Annotated in this window: 12 protein-coding genes; 8 read left to right on the forward strand and 4 right to left on the reverse strand. The window is 51.6% G+C overall.

What is annotated here, in order from left to right; genetic code table 11:
* Positions 1 to 15: 15 nt before the first annotated feature.
* Positions 16 to 1,302 (forward strand): aminopeptidase PepB, encoded by a 1,287-nt coding sequence (gene pepB / locus DY231_RS05740; RefSeq protein WP_034497709.1) that lies wholly within the window; start codon positions 16 to 18, stop codon positions 1,300 to 1,302.
* An 89-nt stretch (positions 1,303 to 1,391) separates the two neighbouring features.
* The gene (gene sseB, locus DY231_RS05745; protein ID WP_115627592.1) at positions 1,392 to 2,168 is read left to right on the forward strand and encodes an enhanced serine sensitivity protein SseB; all 777 of its coding nucleotides are present in this window, start codon (positions 1,392 to 1,394) and stop codon (positions 2,166 to 2,168) included.
* A 4-nt stretch (positions 2,169 to 2,172) separates the two neighbouring features.
* Here the strand turns inward: sseB and DY231_RS05750 are convergent, their stop codons facing one another.
* From DY231_RS05750 to DY231_RS05765, 4 genes are all read right to left on the reverse strand, one after another.
* Entirely contained in the window at positions 2,173 to 2,946 is a 774-nt protein-coding gene (locus tag DY231_RS05750; RefSeq protein WP_115627593.1) for a MurR/RpiR family transcriptional regulator, read from the reverse strand.
* A complete protein-coding gene (gene sseA / locus DY231_RS05755; protein WP_115627594.1) occupies positions 2,946 to 3,797 on the reverse strand; it encodes a 3-mercaptopyruvate sulfurtransferase in 852 nt (283 codons plus the stop codon). Before sseA ends, DY231_RS05750 begins: the two co-directional genes overlap by 1 nt.
* Positions 3,798 to 3,903: 106 nt before the next feature.
* A complete protein-coding gene (locus DY231_RS05760) occupies positions 3,904 to 5,271 on the reverse strand; it encodes a 6-phospho-alpha-glucosidase (protein ID WP_034497686.1) in 1,368 nt (455 codons plus the stop codon).
* A gap of 11 nt (positions 5,272 to 5,282) precedes the next feature.
* Complete coding sequence (locus tag DY231_RS05765; protein ID WP_115627595.1) at positions 5,283 to 6,827, reverse strand: PTS transporter subunit EIIC; 1,545 nt, start codon at positions 6,825 to 6,827, stop codon at positions 5,283 to 5,285.
* 322 nt (positions 6,828 to 7,149) lie between these two features.
* On the opposite strand from DY231_RS05765, the gene DY231_RS05770 reads away from it, so the two are divergent.
* The 6 genes from DY231_RS05770 to ispG all read left to right on the forward strand — a co-directional run bounded on the left by DY231_RS05770 (position 7,150) and on the right by ispG (position 19,002).
* Positions 7,150 to 12,114, forward strand: coding sequence for an alpha-2-macroglobulin family protein (locus DY231_RS05770; protein WP_115627596.1), 4,965 nt, complete (start codon positions 7,150 to 7,152; stop codon positions 12,112 to 12,114).
* 52 nt (positions 12,115 to 12,166) lie between these two features.
* Positions 12,167 to 14,449 (forward strand): peptidoglycan glycosyltransferase PbpC, encoded by a 2,283-nt coding sequence (pbpC, locus tag DY231_RS05775; protein WP_370511347.1) that lies wholly within the window; start codon positions 12,167 to 12,169, stop codon positions 14,447 to 14,449.
* A gap of 177 nt (positions 14,450 to 14,626) precedes the next feature.
* Positions 14,627 to 15,058: a nucleoside-diphosphate kinase gene (gene ndk / locus DY231_RS05780; RefSeq protein WP_034459186.1), complete on the forward strand. Its 432-nt coding sequence runs from the start codon at positions 14,627 to 14,629 to the stop codon at positions 15,056 to 15,058.
* A 178-nt stretch (positions 15,059 to 15,236) separates the two neighbouring features.
* Positions 15,237 to 16,403 carry a dual-specificity RNA methyltransferase RlmN gene (gene rlmN, locus DY231_RS05785; RefSeq protein ID WP_115627597.1) on the forward strand — a complete coding sequence of 389 codons (1,167 nt, stop codon included), beginning with the start codon at positions 15,237 to 15,239 and terminating at the stop codon, positions 16,401 to 16,403.
* 439 nt (positions 16,404 to 16,842) lie between these two features.
* The gene (gene rodZ, locus DY231_RS05790) at positions 16,843 to 17,844 is read left to right on the forward strand and encodes a cytoskeleton protein RodZ (RefSeq protein ID WP_115627598.1); all 1,002 of its coding nucleotides are present in this window, start codon (positions 16,843 to 16,845) and stop codon (positions 17,842 to 17,844) included.
* A gap of 36 nt (positions 17,845 to 17,880) precedes the next feature.
* Complete coding sequence (gene ispG, locus DY231_RS05795) at positions 17,881 to 19,002, forward strand: flavodoxin-dependent (E)-4-hydroxy-3-methylbut-2-enyl-diphosphate synthase (protein ID WP_115627599.1); 1,122 nt, start codon at positions 17,881 to 17,883, stop codon at positions 19,000 to 19,002.
* Positions 19,003 to 19,117: the final 115 nt, after the last annotated feature.

A 19,117-nucleotide genomic window follows, 5' to 3' on the forward strand; every position in this document is an offset into this window, starting at 1 on the left:
TATAAGGAAAAGAAAATGTCAGAAGCCATGAAAATCACGCTTTCCACCGCGTCTGCCGATGCGCGCTGGGGTGAAAAAGCCGCTTATAGCATCAACGACGAAGGGATTACTCTGCACCTGACAGGCAAAGATGACCTGGGGTTAATCCAACGCGCCGCACGTAAAATCGACGGCCAGGGCTTGAAGCACGTACAGTTGGCGGGCGAAGGCTGGGATGTCGAGAAAAGCTGGGCATTCTGGCAGGGCTACCGTGCACCAAAAGGCACCCGTAAAGTTGACTGGGCTGTGCTGAGCGATGAAGAGCAAAAAGAACTTAATAACCGCCTGAAAATCATTGATTGGGTTCGCCATACCATCAACACGCCAGCCGAAGAACTCGGCCCGGAACAACTCGCTTCCCGCGCCGTTGACCTGCTGTGTGATGTGGCTTGCGATAACGTCTCTTACCGCATCACCAAAGGTGAAGATCTGCGCGAGCAGAATTACATGGGTATCCACACCGTGGGTCGTGGTTCTGAGCGCCCACCGGTATTGCTGGCGCTGGATTACAACCCAACGGGCAACCCGGATGCACCGGTTTACGCATGCCTGGTCGGTAAAGGTATCACCTTTGATTCCGGCGGCTACAGCATGAAACAAAGCGCATTCATGGACTCCATGAAGTCAGATATGGGCGGCGCTGCCACCATTACCGGCGCTCTGGCATTTGCGATCACTCGCGGCTTGAACAAACGTGTGAAACTGTTCCTGTGCTGCGCGGACAACCTGGTCAGCGGCAACGCATTCAAACTGGGCGACATCATTAAATATCGCAACGGTAAAACCGTTGAAGTGATGAACACCGATGCAGAAGGTCGCCTGGTGCTGGCCGATGGCCTGATTGATGCGAGTGCGCAAAAACCTGAGCTTATCATCGACTGCGCGACCTTAACGGGTGCGGCGAAAACCGCATTGGGCAATGATTACCATGCCCTGTTCAGCTTTGACGATGGGCTGGTAAACCGCCTGATGGAAAGTGCTGCGGAAGAAAACGAACCGTTCTGGCGTTTACCGCTGGCCGAGTTCCACCGCAACCAGTTGCCGTCTAACTTTGCTGAGCTGAACAACACCTCTAACGCCTCTTTCCCTGCGGGTGCCAGCACGGCGGCGGGCTTCTTGTCCCACTTCGTGGAAAACTACCACGCAGGTTGGCTGCACATTGACTGCTCCGCAACGTACCGTAAAGGTGCGGTTGAGCAGTGGTCTGCTGGCGCAACGGGCATTGGTGTGCGCGCGATTGCGAATCTGTTGGTTAGTCAGTAATTCGCTTTTCGCCCTCACCCCGGCCCTCTCCCTCAGGGAGAGGGTTAGGGTGAGGGTTGTTTGCCCCACAGACTCATTCTGGAACCACCATGTCAGAACCAAAAAACGAACTCGAAACGCTGCTTGAACAGGCTGCCACTGAACCTGCTCACCGCCCGGCATTCTTCCGCGTATTACTGGAATCCACCGTCTGGGTGCCCGGTACCGCCGCTGAAGGTGAAGCCATCGATGCCGATAGTGCTGTCGAATTACAGCACTGGGAAAAAGACGATGGCACCTCCGTCATTCCGTTCTTCACCTCAGTTGAAGCACTGCAACAAGCTATCAGCCACGAGCAGGCATTTGTCGTGATGCCAGTGCGCACGCTATTTGAAATGACGCAGGGCGCGACATTATTCCTGAATGCGAAACTGCCAACCGGCAAAGAATTTACCCCGCGCGAAATTACCCATTTGATCAGCGATGAAAGTGACCCTTTAACTCAGCAGGAATTGCTGGATGGCGGGACTTCTTTGCTGCTTTCCGAAGTGGCTGAACCGCCTGCACAAATGGTTGACTCGCTCACGACGCTGTTTAAAAACCTGAAAACCGTGAAGCGCGCGTTTATTTGTTCCATTAAAGAGCGAGCAGACGAGCAGCCTAACTTGTTGATTGGTATTGAAGCCGAAGGGGATATCGAAGCGATTATTCGCCAGGCAGGAAGCGTCGCGACAGATACTTTACCGGGCGATGAACCCGTTGATATTTGTCAGGTTGTCGAAGGCGAAAAGGGCATCAGCCACTTTATGATGGCGCACATTACGCCATTCTATGAGCGCCGCTGGGGAAGCTTCCTGCGCGATTTCAAAACCAATCGAATTATCTGATGATTTATGCTGTTGCTTGCAGCAGCAGTAAATCAATCAGCATCACCAGATTTGACTCAAAAGACGTAATCCCTGCGGCTTCGGCCGCAAAATGAATCGCCTCGTCATACAGCGGAAAATGCACATCGGCCAGTTCGGATAAACTGTTTGGCGATGCTCGCGTGAACGCCACAATCGACATCCCCACATTTTGCGCAATCCGCGCCTTATCTAAAACCTGTTCGGTTTCACCGCTGCGTGAAATGGCGATAAAAACCTCATATTTAGAGGCATTACTCAGGAAAATTCCCCGGCTATCGCCTGGCCCGGAAATGAACGCCGTTTTACCCAATACCTGAAGTTTTTTGGTCAGGTATTCGGCGAACAAATACGAAAAACCGGCACCGTACAAAAAGAAGCTCTCTTTTTCACGCAGTAGCGTGGCGAACTGCGCCATTAATTCCGGCGTTACCCAACGGAACGTCTGACGGTAATTCTCCACGAACTGGTCAAACAGAATCGGCAGCGTGGCGGCGGGTTGTGCTGGTTGATTAGCGATATGCGGCGTGCTGGAAAGCAGTTGTTTGCAGTGCCAGATAAACTCGCTAAAACCACTAAATCCGAGCTTCTGGCACAACCGCATAATGGTCGCGCTGGAAACAAACGTCGCCTGGGCAAGTTCCCGCACCGTAATATTCCCCACCAGCAACGGATGGTTAGTCAGGTGCGAGAGCACGCGATACTCAGCGCGGGTCAATGAATCCCCGCGCTCAAGTAAACCGACCAGGCGGTTATCCATTATTGCGCTTGCGCCGGTTCAACGGGTAAATCAGAGCGCGCTCCCCATTCACTCCAGGAACCGTCGTACAGTGAAACACCGTTAACGCCAAGCGTGGTTAACGCCAGAACGACTACGGCGGCCGTTACGCCTGAGCCGCAACTTGCAATAATCGGCTTATCAAAGCTGACGCCCTGACGGGTGAATATTTCGTTCAAATCGTCGGTGGTTTTCAATTGGCCGTTTTCTACCAGGTCATTCCATGGAACGTTGAACGCACCAGGAATATGCCCGCGTCGCAAACCTGGACGAGGTTCATCGACTTGCGCGTTAAAACGCGGAGCAGGGCGGGCATCAACTATTTGTGCCGTTCCTTCATGGCTAACCAGCAAAACATCGGTCAGACGTTTAATGACCATCGGGTCGAAATTCACGTCGAACTCACCTTCCGGCAATTCAACATCACCTTGCTGAAGAGGCAATTCTTCGCGCTGCCAGTCGGCCAGGCCGCCCGCCAGAATAGAGACATTTTCCACACCAAAAGTCCGCAGCATCCACCAGGCGCGAGGCGCGGAGAACAAGTTGCCTTCATCGTAAACCACCAGATGTTTATCGCTGCTAATACCCAGTTCGCGCATGGCAACGGCAAACGCTTCGGCACGCGGCATCATATGGGGTAGGGGACTGGTGTGGTCGGAAAGGGCTTCGATATCGAAAAACACTGCGCCAGGCAGATGGCCGGCACGGTATTCGCCAGCGACATCACGATGCTCCTGGCCCGGAGGCAACATGCGAGCATCAATAATCTGGATATTTTCGTCATTAATATGTTCTGCGAGCCAGTCGCCCGCAACGAAGAAAGTGGTGGACATGATTGCCTCCGAATCGTTATTTACTCTCGGATTGTCGGTGTTTTTCACCAAACCGACAAGCAACCATGTCCACTGCTGCGAAGTGCGCCGTAAATATTCGATAAAGTTACGCTTTCACGGCTTCGCCATCTTTCCACGCTTGCTGTAACTGTGGCCAGTAATCGCGGTTTGCTTCAATCATATCGTCGAGAATTGCTTTTGCATGCTGCATCGTCGGCACGGTGCGGTTAAGAGTAAACGCCTGCAATGCTTTCTCGTAACTGCCTTCGATGGTGGCTTCAACCAGCAGTTGTTCAGAGGCTAACTGTTGCATGAGCAGTGTCTGATGGAACAGCGGAACCGCGCCCATGCGCACTGGCTCTGGCCCTTCCGAGGTGATGTAAGCCGGAACTTCAACCATTGCGTCATACGGCAGGTTGGCAATTGCCCCTTTGTTTTCCACAATCACCAGATGGCGTTGACGCAAATCAAAGGCCAGCGAACAGGCGACATCAACGATAAATGCCCCATGGACACCAACGTGGAACGCATCCGGCAAAATACCGGTTTTTTTATACTCGTCGGCGGCAGCAAACAGTTTCTTCTCGCGCCCATCCATCACTTCGTTGGCGCGAGTGTAATCAGGGTTTTGGTGCTCAACGATGTCGTTTGGCATCAGGTAATACTGCAAATATGGGTTCGGCAGGAATTCCGGAAAATGGTCCATAATCGGTTTGATATGACGCCAGGTTTTCACCCATGAAGGATCCGAATGTTGCGGATCGGTTTGCGCGGCGTCTTCCGTCAGCAGGCCAAATTTAGCGATATGGCGGCGCAACTCTGGCAGGCGATCTTCACCATCGACCAGCACACGGGTAAACCAGCCGAAATGGTTGAGACCGAAGTAATCGACTTCCAGCTTGTGGCGATCCACACCAAGAATGGCACCCATATTACGCATGGCGGCGACGGGCATATCACAAATGTTCAACACGCGTGCTTTCGGGCGCAGGCGGCGCACGCCTTCTGCGACAATCGCCGCTGGGTTGGAATAGTTCACAATCCACGCTTTTTGATGGGCGTAACGCTCAACAAAATCACACAGCTCGACCATCGGTAAAATAGTGCGCAAACCATATGCCAGCCCACCGGGGCCACAGGTTTCTTGCCCGACAACACCGTGGCGTAGAGGGATTTTTTCATCCTGCTCACGCATTTTATATTGCCCGACGCGCATTTGAGCGAAGACGAAATGCGCGCCGCTAAAGGCAACTTCCGGGTCGGTGGTGACGGTAAATTTAATGCTTTGGCTGTGGTCGCGAATGACTTTCTCAACCACCGGCGCAATCACTGACTGGCGCTCACCATCAATATCGTAAAGGCGAATTTCAGCTAACGGGAAATCGGCCAGGCGCACCATCAGGCTTTTAACAATGCCCGGCGTGTAAGTACTACCGCCACCGGCAATGGACAAAATAAATGGGGGTTTAAACATCATTGACTCCTTTAGAGAAACGTCTCTACTGCTTCACGCATTTTTTTGACATGTAGCCCGTAGACCACCTGAACGTTATTACCTTGTTTAATCACCCCTTTAGCACCAGTCGATTTCAGGCGGGGCTCGTCGATAGCTGAGACATCGCGCACCGTAACTCGCAGGCGGGTGTAACAGTTGTCGACCACTTCAATATTTGCGCGGCCACCGAGGCCTTCGATAATCGCTTCACCCAAGCCATCGTTGCTGCCTTTGGCTTGATATTCTTGTTTGCTATACAGTTTTGTCTCTTCGTCATCGCTTTCACGGCCTGGTGTTTTCATATCGAAACGACGAATCAGGAAGTGGAACACCACGAAATAAATCACCGACATCATCAGCCCGACAGCGATGTACATCGGCCAGTTGGACTTCTCCGTGCCTAGCGGCAGGTTATAAAGAATGAAATCGATAATGCCGTTTGCGCCGATGGCGTGAACGCCCAGCAGATAGAACAGCATCATGCCGATGCCGGTTAGAACCGCATGCACGCCGAACAGCAGCGGAGCGACAAACAGGAAGGAAAACTCCAGCGGCTCGGTCACGCCAACCAGCATCGACGTTAGCGCTGCGGGAATCAGAATCGCTTTGGCTACGGCTTTACGCTCGGGTTTTGCGGTCATATACATGGCGAGAGCGGCGGCAGGCAGGCCGAACATTTTGCTAATGCCTCGCGCATCCCAAACCACGGTGCTGCTGAGTTGATGGACGCTCGGACACGCCATTTCCGCGAAGTAAATATTGCGCGCTCCCTGGTAAACACTGCCGCAAACATCAGCCGTGCCGCCTAACTCGGTATACAGGAAGGGGGTGTAAACCAGGTGATGCAGGCCCGTTGGCACCAGAATGCGTTCCAGGAAACCGTAGATGGCAACGCCAAACGCCCCGGCTCCCTTAATCGCCAATGCCAGCGCACTGATGCCGTGCTGGGCAAATGGCCAGAGTTCGCTCATGACCACGCCGAGCAACATCGACACGGGGAGCATAATAATGGCGACAAAACAGTGGCCTGAGTAAATCGCCATCGCGCCAGAAAACTGTACGCCGGAATAGCGGTTGTACAGATATCCTGAAAGCGCCCCGGTCAGTATCCCGGCAAAAACACCCATCTCAAGCACTTGCACACCTAAAACCATGCTTTGCCCAGCGGCCCGCATTTGATCGGCTGGCGCTAACTCGCCCTGCAATTGCAGCGTTACGTTCATCGCATTAATGAAGACGATAAACGTGACCAGGCCAATCAATGCTGCATAGCCTTTGTCTTTTGCTGCAAAACCAATGGGAATGCCAACGCCAAATACCAGCGCCAGATTTGCCAGCACTGAAACGGCAGATTTAGAAATCAGAACGCCGGTATGTTGAATCGAAGGGTGACCGAGAAAAGGTAAATATTCAGCGAGGTTACCGTTGCCCAATACATTACCAAACGCGATAAATAAACCGACGATCGGCAAAATAAGCACTGGGCCATAGAGCGATTTTCCGAAATTTTGTAGGGCATTAACGGCACTTTTCATTTAGCAGTCTCTTATTATCACTTTGGCTAAACACCGCGTTAGGGCAGCGACTCAGCTTGAAATGTAGCAATAATATGAACTGATGATCTATCTATCTTATTGTTTTAAAAACAAATGACTCAGAAGGTAACATGTAACCTTTCAGGGCGTGATCGTGCTTCCATTTTGAAACCGAATACGGAATGAATGCGTTGCAAAAATAATCTTTTCCTTGCGAGTCAGCGCGCAATGCAATTTTTTCATACTTTCGTTTTTTTAATGTACCCGCATAATACAAGTAATACTGGGTGGACTAATGGGCCATATTGGCCAGGGATAAAGCATGAGAATAATACGTCTGGGCGCGCTGGCTGCGACTCTGCTGGCTGCACTGTCTCTTTCTGGGTGTGACAATAACGATAAACCGCAGGCGGTGGCGCAGGGTAACTCCTCGACCCAACAACCTGTTGAAAAAGCGGCAAAGCCAGATGCCTCTCAACTTGAAAAGCTGGCGAAGAATTCTGCGGGCAAACCGCTGAACTTGCTGGATGCTTCGGAAGTACAGCTCGATGGCGCAAGCACGCTGGTTCTCACCTTCTCTATTCCCTTAGACCCCAACCAGGATTTCTCACGCGTGGCGCATTTGGTGGATAAAACCAGCGGCAAAGTCGATGGGGCCTGGGAGCTTTCCACAGACCTCAAAGAATTACGTCTGCGCCATCTTGAACCCAAGCGTGAATTAATACTGACGGTTGATAGCGGGTTAATTGCCTTAAATAAAGCGACCTTCGACAGGAATTTTGAGAAGAAAATCTCAACCCGTGATATTCAGCCGAGCGTCGGTTTTGCCAGCCGAGGCTCCTTACTGCCCACTAAGGTTATCGCCGGTTTACCCGTGATGGCGCTAAACGTTGATAAAATTGACGTCAATTTCTACCGTATTAAAAGTGAATCATTAGGCTCCTTTATCAGCCAGTGGCAGTACCGAAATTCCGTGTCTAACTGGGAGTCTGATAATTTACTCAAGCTTGCAGACCTGGTGTACACCGGGCGGTTTGATCTTAACCCTGCTCGCAATACCCGAGAAAAACTACTCTTGCCGTTAGGCGAAATTAAGCCGCTGCAAGCGCCTGGTGTCTATATCGCCATCATGAATCAGGCTGGGCATTACAGTTACAGCAATGCGGCAACGTTGTTCACCCTGAGCGACATTGGTATCTCGGCGCACCGTTACCACGACCGTTTAGATGTGTTTACGCAGAGCCTGGAAAACGGGGCGGCGCAATCCAGTGTAGAAATCACATTGCTCAATGAGAAAGGGCAAACCGTGGCTCAAGCTAAGAGCGACGGTGATGGCCATGCCACGCTTGAAAAAACCGATAAAGGGACGTTATTGCTGGCGCGTACCGCTGAGCAAACCACCATGCTTGATTTGAGCCGCCCGGCGCTGGACCTGGCTGAATTTAACATTGCCGGTGAGACAGGCTTTAGCAAACAGTTCTTTATGTTTGGTCCACGTGATTTGTATCGTCCGGGCGAAACAGTGTTGGTGAATGCCTTGCTGCGTGACGGCGATGGCAAAGTCCTTCCTGAGCAACCTGTAAAAATGGAAGTGGTAAAACCTGACGGCCAGGTTGCCAGAACGCAAGTATGGAAACCCGAAAATGGCCTGTATCAGTTCAGCTATCCATTAAATCAAGATGTCCAAACTGGCAACTGGCAAGTCCGTGTGAATACGGGTGACAACCAGCCGCGTATCTGGACATTTAAAGTCGAAGACTTTATGCCTGAGCGTATGGCGCTCAACATCACAAGCCAGAAGCAACCTGTTAGCCCTGATGAATCCGTCAGCTTCCAGATTGCCGGGCGTTATTTATATGGCGCGCCTGCCTCCGGGAATAACCTGCAAGGCCAGCTGTTCTTACGCCCATTGCGTGAAGCTGTGGCGGCTTTACCGGGATTCCAGTTTGGTGACGTAAACGAAGAAAATCTCACCCGTAACCTGGATGAAGTCCAGCTCCAGCTTGACGAGCAGGGCAAAACAACGGTCAGCACAGACAGCCAATGGTCTGATGTTCATTCACCGTTAAAGCTGGTTCTACAAGCTAGTTTGCTGGAGTCCGGCGGCCGCCCGGTCACGCGACGTGCGGAGCAAGCAATCTGGCCTGCCGAAGCGCTGCCGGGTATTCGTCCTCAATTTGCCAGCAAAGAAGTCTACGATTACCGCACCGATAGCACCCGTACTCAACCGATCGTCGACGAAGATACCAACGCGGGTTTTGACATTGTTTATGCCAATGCAAAAGGTGAAAAGCTGGCGGTTTCTGGCCTTGATGTCCGGTTGATTCGCGAGCGTCGCGATTACTTCTGGAGTTGGGAAGAAGGGCAAGGCTGGCAGTCGCAGTATGACCAAAAAGATTTAGTAGAAGCGGAACAAAAACTGGATCTCGCGGCGGGCGAAACAGGCAAAGTCGCTTTCCCGGTGGAGTGGGGTTCTTACCGTCTTGAAGTGCGCGACACCGAGAACGAAATTGTAAGCAGCATCCGTTTCTGGGCAGGTTACAGCTGGCAAGATAATAGCGACGGCGAAGGTGCTGTCCGTCCTGACCGCGTCACACTGAAAATTGACAAGCCGAGCTACAAAGCAGGCGACACCATCAATCTGCATATCTCTGCTCCGGCAGCAGGTAAAGGCTACGCGATGGTGGAGTCCAGCGAGGGTCCGTTGTGGTGGAAGGAAATTGATGTGCCAGAAAAAGGGCTGGATATTGAAATTCCCGTCGACAAAAGCTGGCAGCGCCATGACTTGTATTTGAGCACGCTGGTGATTCGCCCGGGTGATAAAAACCGTGCTGCGACGCCAAAACGCGCTGTGGGGATTTTACATCTGCCGCTAGGGGATGAAAGCCGCCGTCTGGCGCTCGAGTTAGATGCTCCGGCCAAAATGCGCCCTAACCAAAACCTCACGGTGAAAGTCAAAACTAAGGCGATTAATGGCGTAATGCCGAAGCAAATTAACGTGCTTGTGTCAGCCGTTGATAGCGGTGTGCTGAATATTACCGACTACAAAACGCCGGACCCATGGGACGCTTTCTTTGGTCGTAAGCGTTACGGGGCGGATTTGTACGATATCTATGGTCAGGTAATTGAAGGTGAAGGGCGTTTGGCTGCATTGCGCTTTGGTGGTAGTGGCGACGAAGGTGATGAACTCAGTCGTGGCGGTAAAAAACCGGTAAATCATGTCACTATCATTGCGCAGCAAGCTCAACCGGTGCAATTGAACGATAAAGGTGAAGGGACGGTCTCCCTGCCAATTGGCGATTTTAATGGGGAACTGCGCGTGATGGCGCAAGCCTGGACCGACGATCGTTTTGGCAATAGCGAAGATAAAGTCGTTGTCGCCGCACCGCTGGTGACTGAGCTTGCAGCTCCGCGCTTTATGGCGAGTGGAGATTCCAGTCGCTTAGCGATGGATCTCACTAACCTGACCGATAAACCACAGCAACTGAGTATCAACCTCAGCGCCAGTGGCCTGATTGCACTGGATTCCGCACCGTCGCAGACGGTGCAACTGCTTCCCGGTGCGCGTAAAACGCTGTTTATTTCGGTGCGTGGGTTGCAGGGATTTGGTGATGGTCAGCTAGAGGCGCAAATCAGCGGCCTTAATCTGCCAGGTGAAACGCTGCCAGCTATTCAGAAACAATGGAAACTCGGGGTTCGCCCTCCTTTCCCGGCGCAAAATATCAACAGCGGTGCAGTACTGGCTCCGGGCGAAGTATGGGATATTCCACCGCAGCATATATCAGGATTAGCTCCCGCAACGCTTGAAGGACAAGTGCTGCTCAGTGGGCGTCCGCCGCTGAACCTGGCACGCTATATCCGTGAACTTAAAGCGTATCCATATGGCTGCCTTGAACAAACAACCAGCGGGCTTTTCCCATCGCTTTATACCAACCAGGCACAGTTAGCGTCTTTGGGAATCAAAGGAACCACGGATGACCAGCGCCGCGCTGCAATCGATCTGGGAATCTCGCGCCTGTTGGATATGCAACGCGACGACGGTAGTTTTGGCTTGTGGGATAAAGAGGGGCCGGAGGAATACTGGTTAACTGCTTATGTCACTGATTTCCTGGTGCGTGCCAGTGAGCAAGGATACAGCGTAAATACCGATTCTCTGAACAAAGCTAACCAGCGCCTGCTGCGTTATCTTCAGGATTCAGGATTGATAGCACTGCGTTACAGCGATGATGCTGCTGCCAGTAAATTCGCGGTGCAGGCTTATGCCGGACAAGTGCTTGCACGTCAGCAAAAAGCACCGTTAGGCGCGCTACGTGAATTGTGGTCACGTCATAACAGTGCGCGGGCTGGTTTACCTTTAGTGCAACTGGGTGTGGCGCTGAAATTGATGGGCGATGCGCCACGTGGTGACCAGGCTATCAACTTAGGACTGAAAACCAATCGTAGCGACGAACGTATCTGGATGGCTGACTACGGCAGCGAACTGCGTGATAAAGCCATGGAGTTGAGTCTTCTGGAAGAGAACAAATTGCTGCCAGAGCAGCAAAATCAATTGCTGATGGAGCTTTCTAATCTCGCTTACAGCCAACGCTGGCTTTCCACCCAGGAAAGTAACGCGCTGTTCCTGGCAGGTCGTAACTGGCAAACAGCGAAAGGAGACTGGCAATCGCAGGTGTCATTTATTGCCGAACCACTGGCGGGCACGCAATCCATCACGCGTAATCTGAATGCCGAGCAGCTCGCAGGGTTGCAGGTAACTAACACCGGTACGGGTAATTTATACCTGCGTTTAGACAGTGTGGGTTATCCGCAGCAGGCTCCGGCACCTTACAGCAACGTTTTGCATATTGAACGTCAGTTCCTGGATGCAAAAGGCAATCGTAAGTCATTGTCTGAACTGAAAAGCGGCGAGCTGGTGATGGTCTGGCTGGATGTTTGGGCAGATAAAAATGTGCCGGATGCGTTAGTTGTTGATCTGTTACCCGCAGGTCTTGAACTCGAAAACCAGAACCTTTCTGAAAGCAGTGCCAGCCTGAGTGATAGTGATAATCAGGTTCAGGGTTTACTGAATCAGATGCAGCAGGCGGATATTCAGCATATGGAATTCCGTGACGATCGCTTTGTTGCCGCATTGCCGCTTAACGAAAGCCAACATGCGACCCTGGTTTACCTTGCTCGTGCTGTCACACCGGGAACCTACCATGTCCCTGTATCACAAGTTGAATCGATGTATGTGCCGCAATGGCGGGCAACGGGAGCCAGCACCGGTATGCTGACTATACATCCGTAACAGGCTAAACAAAGTGCGAAAGCCTTTACGCTGGCGGCACCGCTATCTATTCGTGGTGCTGCCGCTCATTTTATTGCTGGGTATTTGGCTGGCGGACAGGCTTTGGCCGTTACCGCTTTCTCAGGCAAATCCAGCGCGAGTTGTGGTCGCGGCGGATGGCACTCCGCTGTGGCGCTTTGCCGATGAGAATGGCATCTGGCGTTATCCCGTCACCGTTAGAGATGTCTCACCCCGTTACCTCGAAGCCTTAATCAATTATGAGGACCGCTGGTTTTGGGATCACCCAGGGATCAATCTGCTGTCGATAATTCGTGCTGGCTGGCAGGATCTTCTCAGTGGCAAAGTGATTTCTGGCGGCAGTACGTTGACCATGCAAGTGGCTCGTTTGCTTGATCCGCATCCTCGAACATTGGGTGGCAAAGTTCGACAGGTATGGCGAGCGTTGCAACTTGAGTGGTATCTCTCAAAAGAACAAATCCTCACGCTTTATCTGAATCGTGCCCCTTTCGGGGGGACGTTACAGGGTGTGGGGGCAGCCAGTTGGGTGTACCTTGGGAAATCCCCGCAGCAGTTGAGTTATGCAGAAGCCGCTTTATTGGCAGTGCTGCCGCAAGCGCCTAGTCGTTTGCGCCCTGACCGTTGGCCCGAAAGAGCACAAGCCGCGCGCAATAAAGTCCTGCTGCGCATGGCGGAGCAAGCCGTCTGGGAGCCGCAGCAGGTAAAAGAATCCCTTGAAGAACCGGTATGGCTGGCACCAAGACAGATGCCGCAACTGGCGCCATTGCTTTCGCGTTATCTGGTGAGTCGCAGTAAGGCGCAGAAAATAACGACCACGCTCGATGCGCCGTTGCAGCGCCAACTCGAAGAGCTGGCACTGAACTGGAAAGCTCAACTTCCCCCACGCTCGTCACTCGCGATATTGGTGGTTGACCACACCACTATGGAAGTTCGCGGTTGGGTTGGCTCGGTTGATATTAATGATCAAAGCCGTTTCGGGCATGTAGATATGGTGACGGCCATTCGCTCACCTGGCTCGGTATTGAAACCCTTTGCCTATGCTCTTGCGCTGGACGACGGGCTGATTCACCCCACGTCGTTGTTACAGGATGTTCCCCGGCGCTTTGGCGATTATCGCCCTGGAAATTTCGACACTGGTTTTCATGGCCCGGTCAGCATGAGCGAAGCGTTGGTGCGCTCGCTTAATCTTCCGGCTGTTCAGGTTCTTGAGGCGTATGGTCCAAAGCGTTTTGCTGCGCAGTTGCGTAATGTGGGTCTGGACCTGCGTTTTCCGCCGGGAAGTGAGCCTAATCTTTCGTTGATACTGGGTGGCGGCGGTGCTCGTTTAGACCAGATTGTCGCCGCTTATAGCGCGTTTTCACGCCATGGCCGTGCCGCACAGTTGCGCTTGCAGCCCGGACAACCGCTCGTTGAACGGCCATTGATGTCTGCCGGAGCGGCGTGGATTATTCGTCGAATTCTGGCAGGAGAAGCACAACCGCAACCGGACTCAACATTACCTGCTGTCGTGCCGCTGGCATGGAAAACGGGTACCAGTTATGGCTACCGCGATGCGTGGGCTATCGGGATCAATCCTCGCTATCTGATTGGTATTTGGACCGGACGCCCGGACAGCACGCCGGTTGCAGGGCAGTTCGGAACGGGCAGTGCCATTCCGTTGTTAAACCAGGTGAACAACTTGCTGCAAGCCAGTTCCGCCGTGCAGAAGGCGCGTCTGCCGGTTGATCCTCGTCCAGCCTCTGTTTCTGAAGGGCAAATTTGTTGGCCGGGTGGGCAAAATCTGGCTGCCGGAGACAACAATTGCCGACGCCGATTAACCAGCTGGTTGCTGGATAATAGCCAACCGCCCACGCTTGAAGCCCCGGGGCAGGAGGGCGTGCAGGGCGCAAGAAAGGTTGTCTGGTTGGATGATAACGGTAAACAGGTTGCCGCTGATTGTTCGGGCGCGAAACAACAAATTATCTCTTTGTGGCCGTTGCCGCTAGAGCCGTGGCTGCCCGCGAGTGAAAGAAGGTCTGCGCGTTTACCGCCGGTTTCAGAGCAATGTCCTCCGCAGCAGAAAGATGAAGTTACGCCTTTATTGTTGTTAGGGGTTCGTGAGGGCGCTATTTTGAAGCGCCTGCCTGGAGAATTACGCTTAGCGCTTCGTCTTAGCGCTCAAGGTGGGCAAGGAAAACGCTGGTGGTTTTTGAATGGCGAGCCGGTAGGTGACAATAGCAATGGAATCGCGTTGGATCTGGACAAACCGGGGGCGTATCAGGTTTTAGCTCTAGATGAGGCGGGGCAGATAGCGGCCGCTCATTTCACGTTGCAATGAGCTAATAGTCTAATTTTTAGGCTTTCGCATTGAAAATGTTGCTGACATTCATCTTATTTTAAAAAAATGTTATCTGCATCCATAGGCAATGCGAGACTTGCTCATTATAATCGGCGCCAAATCATAACCGGTTATCCCATCAGGGACCGGGCAAACAGAACAGACACAGAGGTAATCATGGCTATTGAACGTACTTTTTCCATCATCAAACCAAACGCGGTGGCAAAAAACGTTATTGGTAACATTTATGCTCGTTTTGAATCCGCAGGGTTTAAGATTGTTGGCGCAAAAATGCTGCACCTGACTTCTGAGCAGGCTCAGGGTTTCTACGCTGAGCACGAAGGCAAACCTTTCTTTGATGGCCTGGTTGCGTTCATGACTTCCGGTCCAATCATGGTTAGCGTCCTGGAAGGTGAAAATGCCGTTCAGCGTCACCGTGATATTCTGGGTGCAACTAACCCAGCGAACGCACTGGCTGGGACTCTGCGTGCAGATTACGCGGACAGCTTCACCGAGAACGGCACACACGGTTCTGATTCTGTAGAGTCAGCGGCTCGTGAAATTGCTTATTTCTTCGCTGAAGGCGAAGTTTGCCCGCGCACTCGTTAATAAGCATTTACTGTTAAGCGGCCGTTACATTTTATTTGTATGTAGTTCGCTTTCAGTCATGGCATCTGTGCCATAGAATTTGTACAATGCTGCGCCCCGGACGAGCCTGCTCTCCGGGGCGTATCTTTTTTTAACCCACCTGGGGCCGTAACGTGTAACAACGAGGCCGGAAGAAAATATGTCAGAGCAAATTGTCACTCCTGAGACAGCCGTTTCAGTCGTTTCCAACAAGTCAGAAAAAATTAACCTGTTGGACCTAAACCGCCAGCAACTGCGTGAGTTCTTCGCTGATATGGGCGAAAAACCATTCCGCGCCGATCAGGTCATGAAATGGATGTATCACTATTGCAGTGATGACTTCGATGATATGACTGACATCAACAAAGTTCTGCGTAACAAACTCAAAGAAGTTGCTGAGATCCGTGCACCGGAAGTCGCTGAAGAACAACGTTCTGCTGATGGCACCATTAAATGGGCTATCAGGATTGCCGATCAGCTGGTGGAAACCGTGTATATCCCGGAAGAAGACCGCGCCACACTGTGTGTTTCTTCACAAGTGGGTTGTGCTCTGGAATGTAAATTCTGTTCTACGGCTCAGCAGGGCTTTAACCGTAACCTGCGTGTTTCTGAAATCATCGGCCAGGTCTGGCGTGCGGCGAAAATTATCGGTGCGCAAAAGAAAACCGGCGTTCGTCCTATCACCAACGTGGTGATGATGGGCATGGGTGAGCCGTTGCTGAACCTGAACAACGTGGTACCGGCGATGGAAATCATGCTTGATGATTTCGGTTTTGGTTTATCCAAACGTCGCGTAACGCTTTCTACTTCTGGTGTGGTTCCTGCGCTCGATAAATTGGGCGACATGATTGATGTGGCATTGGCCATTTCTCTACATGCTCCGACCGATGATATTCGTGACGAAATCATGCCAATCAACAAAAAGTACAACATCGAGACTTTCCTGGCTGCGGTTCGCCGTTATCTGGAGAAATCCAACGCCAACCAGGGCCGTGTCACCGTAGAATACGTTCTGCTGGATCACGTTAACGATGGGACTGATCATGCGCATCAACTGGCAGAATGCCTGAAAGATACGCCATGTAAAATCAACTTGATCCCATGGAACCCGTTCCCGGGCGCACCATATGGCCGTAGCTCCAATAGCCGTATCGACCGTTTCTCAAAAGTATTGATGAGTTATGGCTTTACGACCATCGTGCGTAAGACTCGCGGTGATGATATTGACGCAGCATGTGGTCAGTTGGCGGGTGAAGTTATCGACCGCACCAAGCGTACGTTACGTAAACGTATGCAAGGTGAACCTATTGATGTTAAAGCAGTCTGATTAGCATTCGTTTAAATCAGATTCGTGCCACGCGGTTGAATTGCTGCGTGGCGCAAAAAACACATAGTGATATCTTGCAGTTATGCAAGTTTCGCGAGTGTCTTTAAGATTAATAATTACGGTGCGTTTCACTGCCTTTTAAGGCAGTATGTAGCGGTACAACAATAGTTTAGGCGCATCTATTTAAGCCATCACAGTCGCAATCCGCTGACAACATTACAAATGCTGTCTATGGTTAACTCATCAGTGATGAAGTTGTTCAGGTTAAGCGGTTCGTTTAAGTGAACAAGTTGTTTGAACTAAATGTTATGTTGTCTGAAGGTGTTGCCTTCAGACAACAAATTTGTTTCGCGGAGCGGGAGTTGTGGCGTAGCGGAAATGCTGTGCGACAAGGCTCCTGCCTAATTCCTCAATCGAACAGTTCCAGCAGTTGTAGCTAATGAATACTGAAGCCACTCACGAATCAAATGCAGCAAAAACCACGGGTGAACGTTTACGTGTTGCCCGTGAAGAACTCGGTCTTAGCCAACAAGCCGTGGCAGAACGCCTGTGCCTGAAAGTTTCTACCGTTCGGGATATTGAAGATGACAAGGCGCCAGCTGAGTTAGCATCGACCTTCCTGCGTGGTTATATCCGGTCCTATGCACGTCTGGTGCGTATTCCGGAAGAAGAACTGTTGCCAATGATGGAAAAACAAGCACCAGTCAGAGCTGCTAAAGTCGCTCCGATGCAAAGTTTTTCTCTGGGGAAACGCCGTAAGAAACGTGACGGCTGGCTGATGAGCTTTACCTGGCTCGTGTTGTTTGTTGTTGTCGGTCTGACCGGCGCCTGGTGGTGGCAAAACCATAAGGCAGCGCAGGAAGAAATCTCGACAATGGCTGATCAATCTTCAGCTGAACTTTCTGCCAGCAACAGTAACTCCCAGTCAGTACCATTGACTACCAGCGATTCATCTACTGCTGATACCTCTGCACAGCAACCTGTGCAGACCCCAGCACCGCAATCGACTTCTGCGACTGATCCAGCGCAAAGTCAGGCTGCGGCAGCAACGGCTCAACAAACTACCCCGGCGGATTCTTCCGCTGTGGTAGCACCAAGCCAGGCTCCAGTTGATAATGCCCAGACAACGACGCCACCGGCACCCAATACAGCTCTGCCAACCGACCAGGCTGCGGTAACAACTCCTGCGGCTGACCCTAATGCATTAGTCATGAACTTCAATGCTGATTGCTGGCTGGAAGTGACCGATGCGACGGGTAAAAAATTATTCAGCGGTATGCAGCGTAAAGATGGCAATTTAAATTTAGCCGGTCAGGCACCGTATAAGTTGAAAATTGGTGCTCCGGCGGCAGTACAGATTCAGTTCCAGGGTAAACCTGTCGATCTGAGTCGTTTTATCAGAACTAGCCAGGTTGCACGTCTTACAGTAAGTGCTGAATAATCCAGCCTGCATGACGCGTAATTGTGGAGATTTGTAATGCATAACCAAGCCCCAATTCAACGTAGAAAATCCAAACGGATCTATGTTGGGAATGTGCCAATCGGCGACGGGGCACCGATCGCCGTCCAGTCAATGACCAACACCCGTACTACGGATGTTGAAGCCACTGTCAACCAGATCAAAGCGTTAGAAAAAGTAGGCGCCGATATCGTTCGTGTATCGGTTCCCACTATGGACGCGGCCGAAGCCTTTAAGCTTATTAAACAGCAGGTCAATGTCCCGTTGGTCGCTGATATCCATTTTGACTATCGTATCGCCCTCAAAGTTGCTGAGTATGGTGTCGATTGTCTTCGCATCAACCCAGGAAATATTGGCAGCGAAGAGCGTATTCGCATGGTTGTCGATTGCGCCCGGGATAAAAACATTCCGATCCGCATTGGTGTAAATGCCGGTTCTCTGGAAAAAGATCTCCAGGAAAAATATGGCGAGCCTACGCCGCAGGCATTGTTAGAGTCTGCGATGCGCCATGTGGATCACCTCGATCGTCTTAACTTTGATCAGTTCAAAGTTAGCGTGAAAGCCTCCGATGTTTTCCTTGCGGTGGAATCTTACCGTTTACTGGCTAAACAAATTGATCAGCCGCTGCATCTCGGCATTACCGAAGCAGGCGGTCTGCGTGCAGGCTCAGTGAAATCAGCGATTGGTCTGGGCTTACTGCTTTCTGAAGGTATTGGTGACACGCTGCGCGTATCGTTAGCTGCCGATCCGGTGGAAGAAATTAAGGTCGGTTTTGATATTCTGAAATCTTTGCGCATTCGCGCTCGCGGTATTAACTTTATCGCCTGCCCAACCTGCTCGCGCCAGGAATTCGATGTAATCGGAACCGTTAACGCCCTCGAACAGCGCCTGGAAGATATCATCACACCAATGGATGTTTCGATTATTGGTTGTGTGGTGAACGGGCCGGGTGAAGCGCTGGTTTCCACTTTGGGTGTGACGGGTGGCAACAAGAAGAGTGGTTTTTACGAAGACGGTGTGCGTCAAAAAGAGCGAATGGATAACGACAACATGATTGCGCAGCTTGAAGCGCGTATTCGTGCCAAAGCGTCCATGCTTGATGAATCGCAGCGGATTAGTATCCAGCAGTTGGAAAAATAGTGCGAAACATGGGAAGCATTCGGCTTCCCGTGTATGATTGAACCCGCCAGACGTTTCGCTTTCGCAAACAGTCTGATTTCGGGTTCATTTTTTGTATAAATTCGGTAGAGAATAA

The organism is Buttiauxella agrestis (assembly GCF_900446255.1).
GTDB lineage: Bacteria > Pseudomonadota > Gammaproteobacteria > Enterobacterales > Enterobacteriaceae > Buttiauxella > Buttiauxella agrestis.

Excerpts from the sequence above, each read along its gene's own strand:
- pepB (WP_034497709.1), top strand. The coding sequence starts at position 16 with ATGTCAGAAGCCATGAAAATCACGCTTTCCACCGCGTCTGCCGATGCG.
- sseB (WP_115627592.1), top strand. The coding sequence starts at position 1,392 with ATGTCAGAACCAAAAAACGAACTCGAAACGCTGCTTGAACAGGCTGCC.
- DY231_RS05750 (WP_115627593.1), bottom strand. The coding sequence starts at position 2,946 with ATGGATAACCGCCTGGTCGGTTTACTTGAGCGCGGGGATTCATTGACC.
- sseA (WP_115627594.1), bottom strand. The coding sequence starts at position 3,797 with ATGTCCACCACTTTCTTCGTTGCGGGCGACTGGCTCGCAGAACATATT.
- DY231_RS05760 (WP_034497686.1), bottom strand. The coding sequence starts at position 5,271 with ATGTTTAAACCCCCATTTATTTTGTCCATTGCCGGTGGCGGTAGTACT.
- DY231_RS05765 (WP_115627595.1), bottom strand. The coding sequence starts at position 6,827 with ATGAAAAGTGCCGTTAATGCCCTACAAAATTTCGGAAAATCGCTCTAT.
- DY231_RS05770 (WP_115627596.1), top strand. The coding sequence starts at position 7,150 with ATGAGAATAATACGTCTGGGCGCGCTGGCTGCGACTCTGCTGGCTGCA.
- ndk (WP_034459186.1), top strand. The coding sequence starts at position 14,627 with ATGGCTATTGAACGTACTTTTTCCATCATCAAACCAAACGCGGTGGCA.
- rlmN (WP_115627597.1), top strand. The coding sequence starts at position 15,237 with ATGTCAGAGCAAATTGTCACTCCTGAGACAGCCGTTTCAGTCGTTTCC.
- rodZ (WP_115627598.1), top strand. The coding sequence starts at position 16,843 with ATGAATACTGAAGCCACTCACGAATCAAATGCAGCAAAAACCACGGGT.
- ispG (WP_115627599.1), top strand. The coding sequence starts at position 17,881 with ATGCATAACCAAGCCCCAATTCAACGTAGAAAATCCAAACGGATCTAT.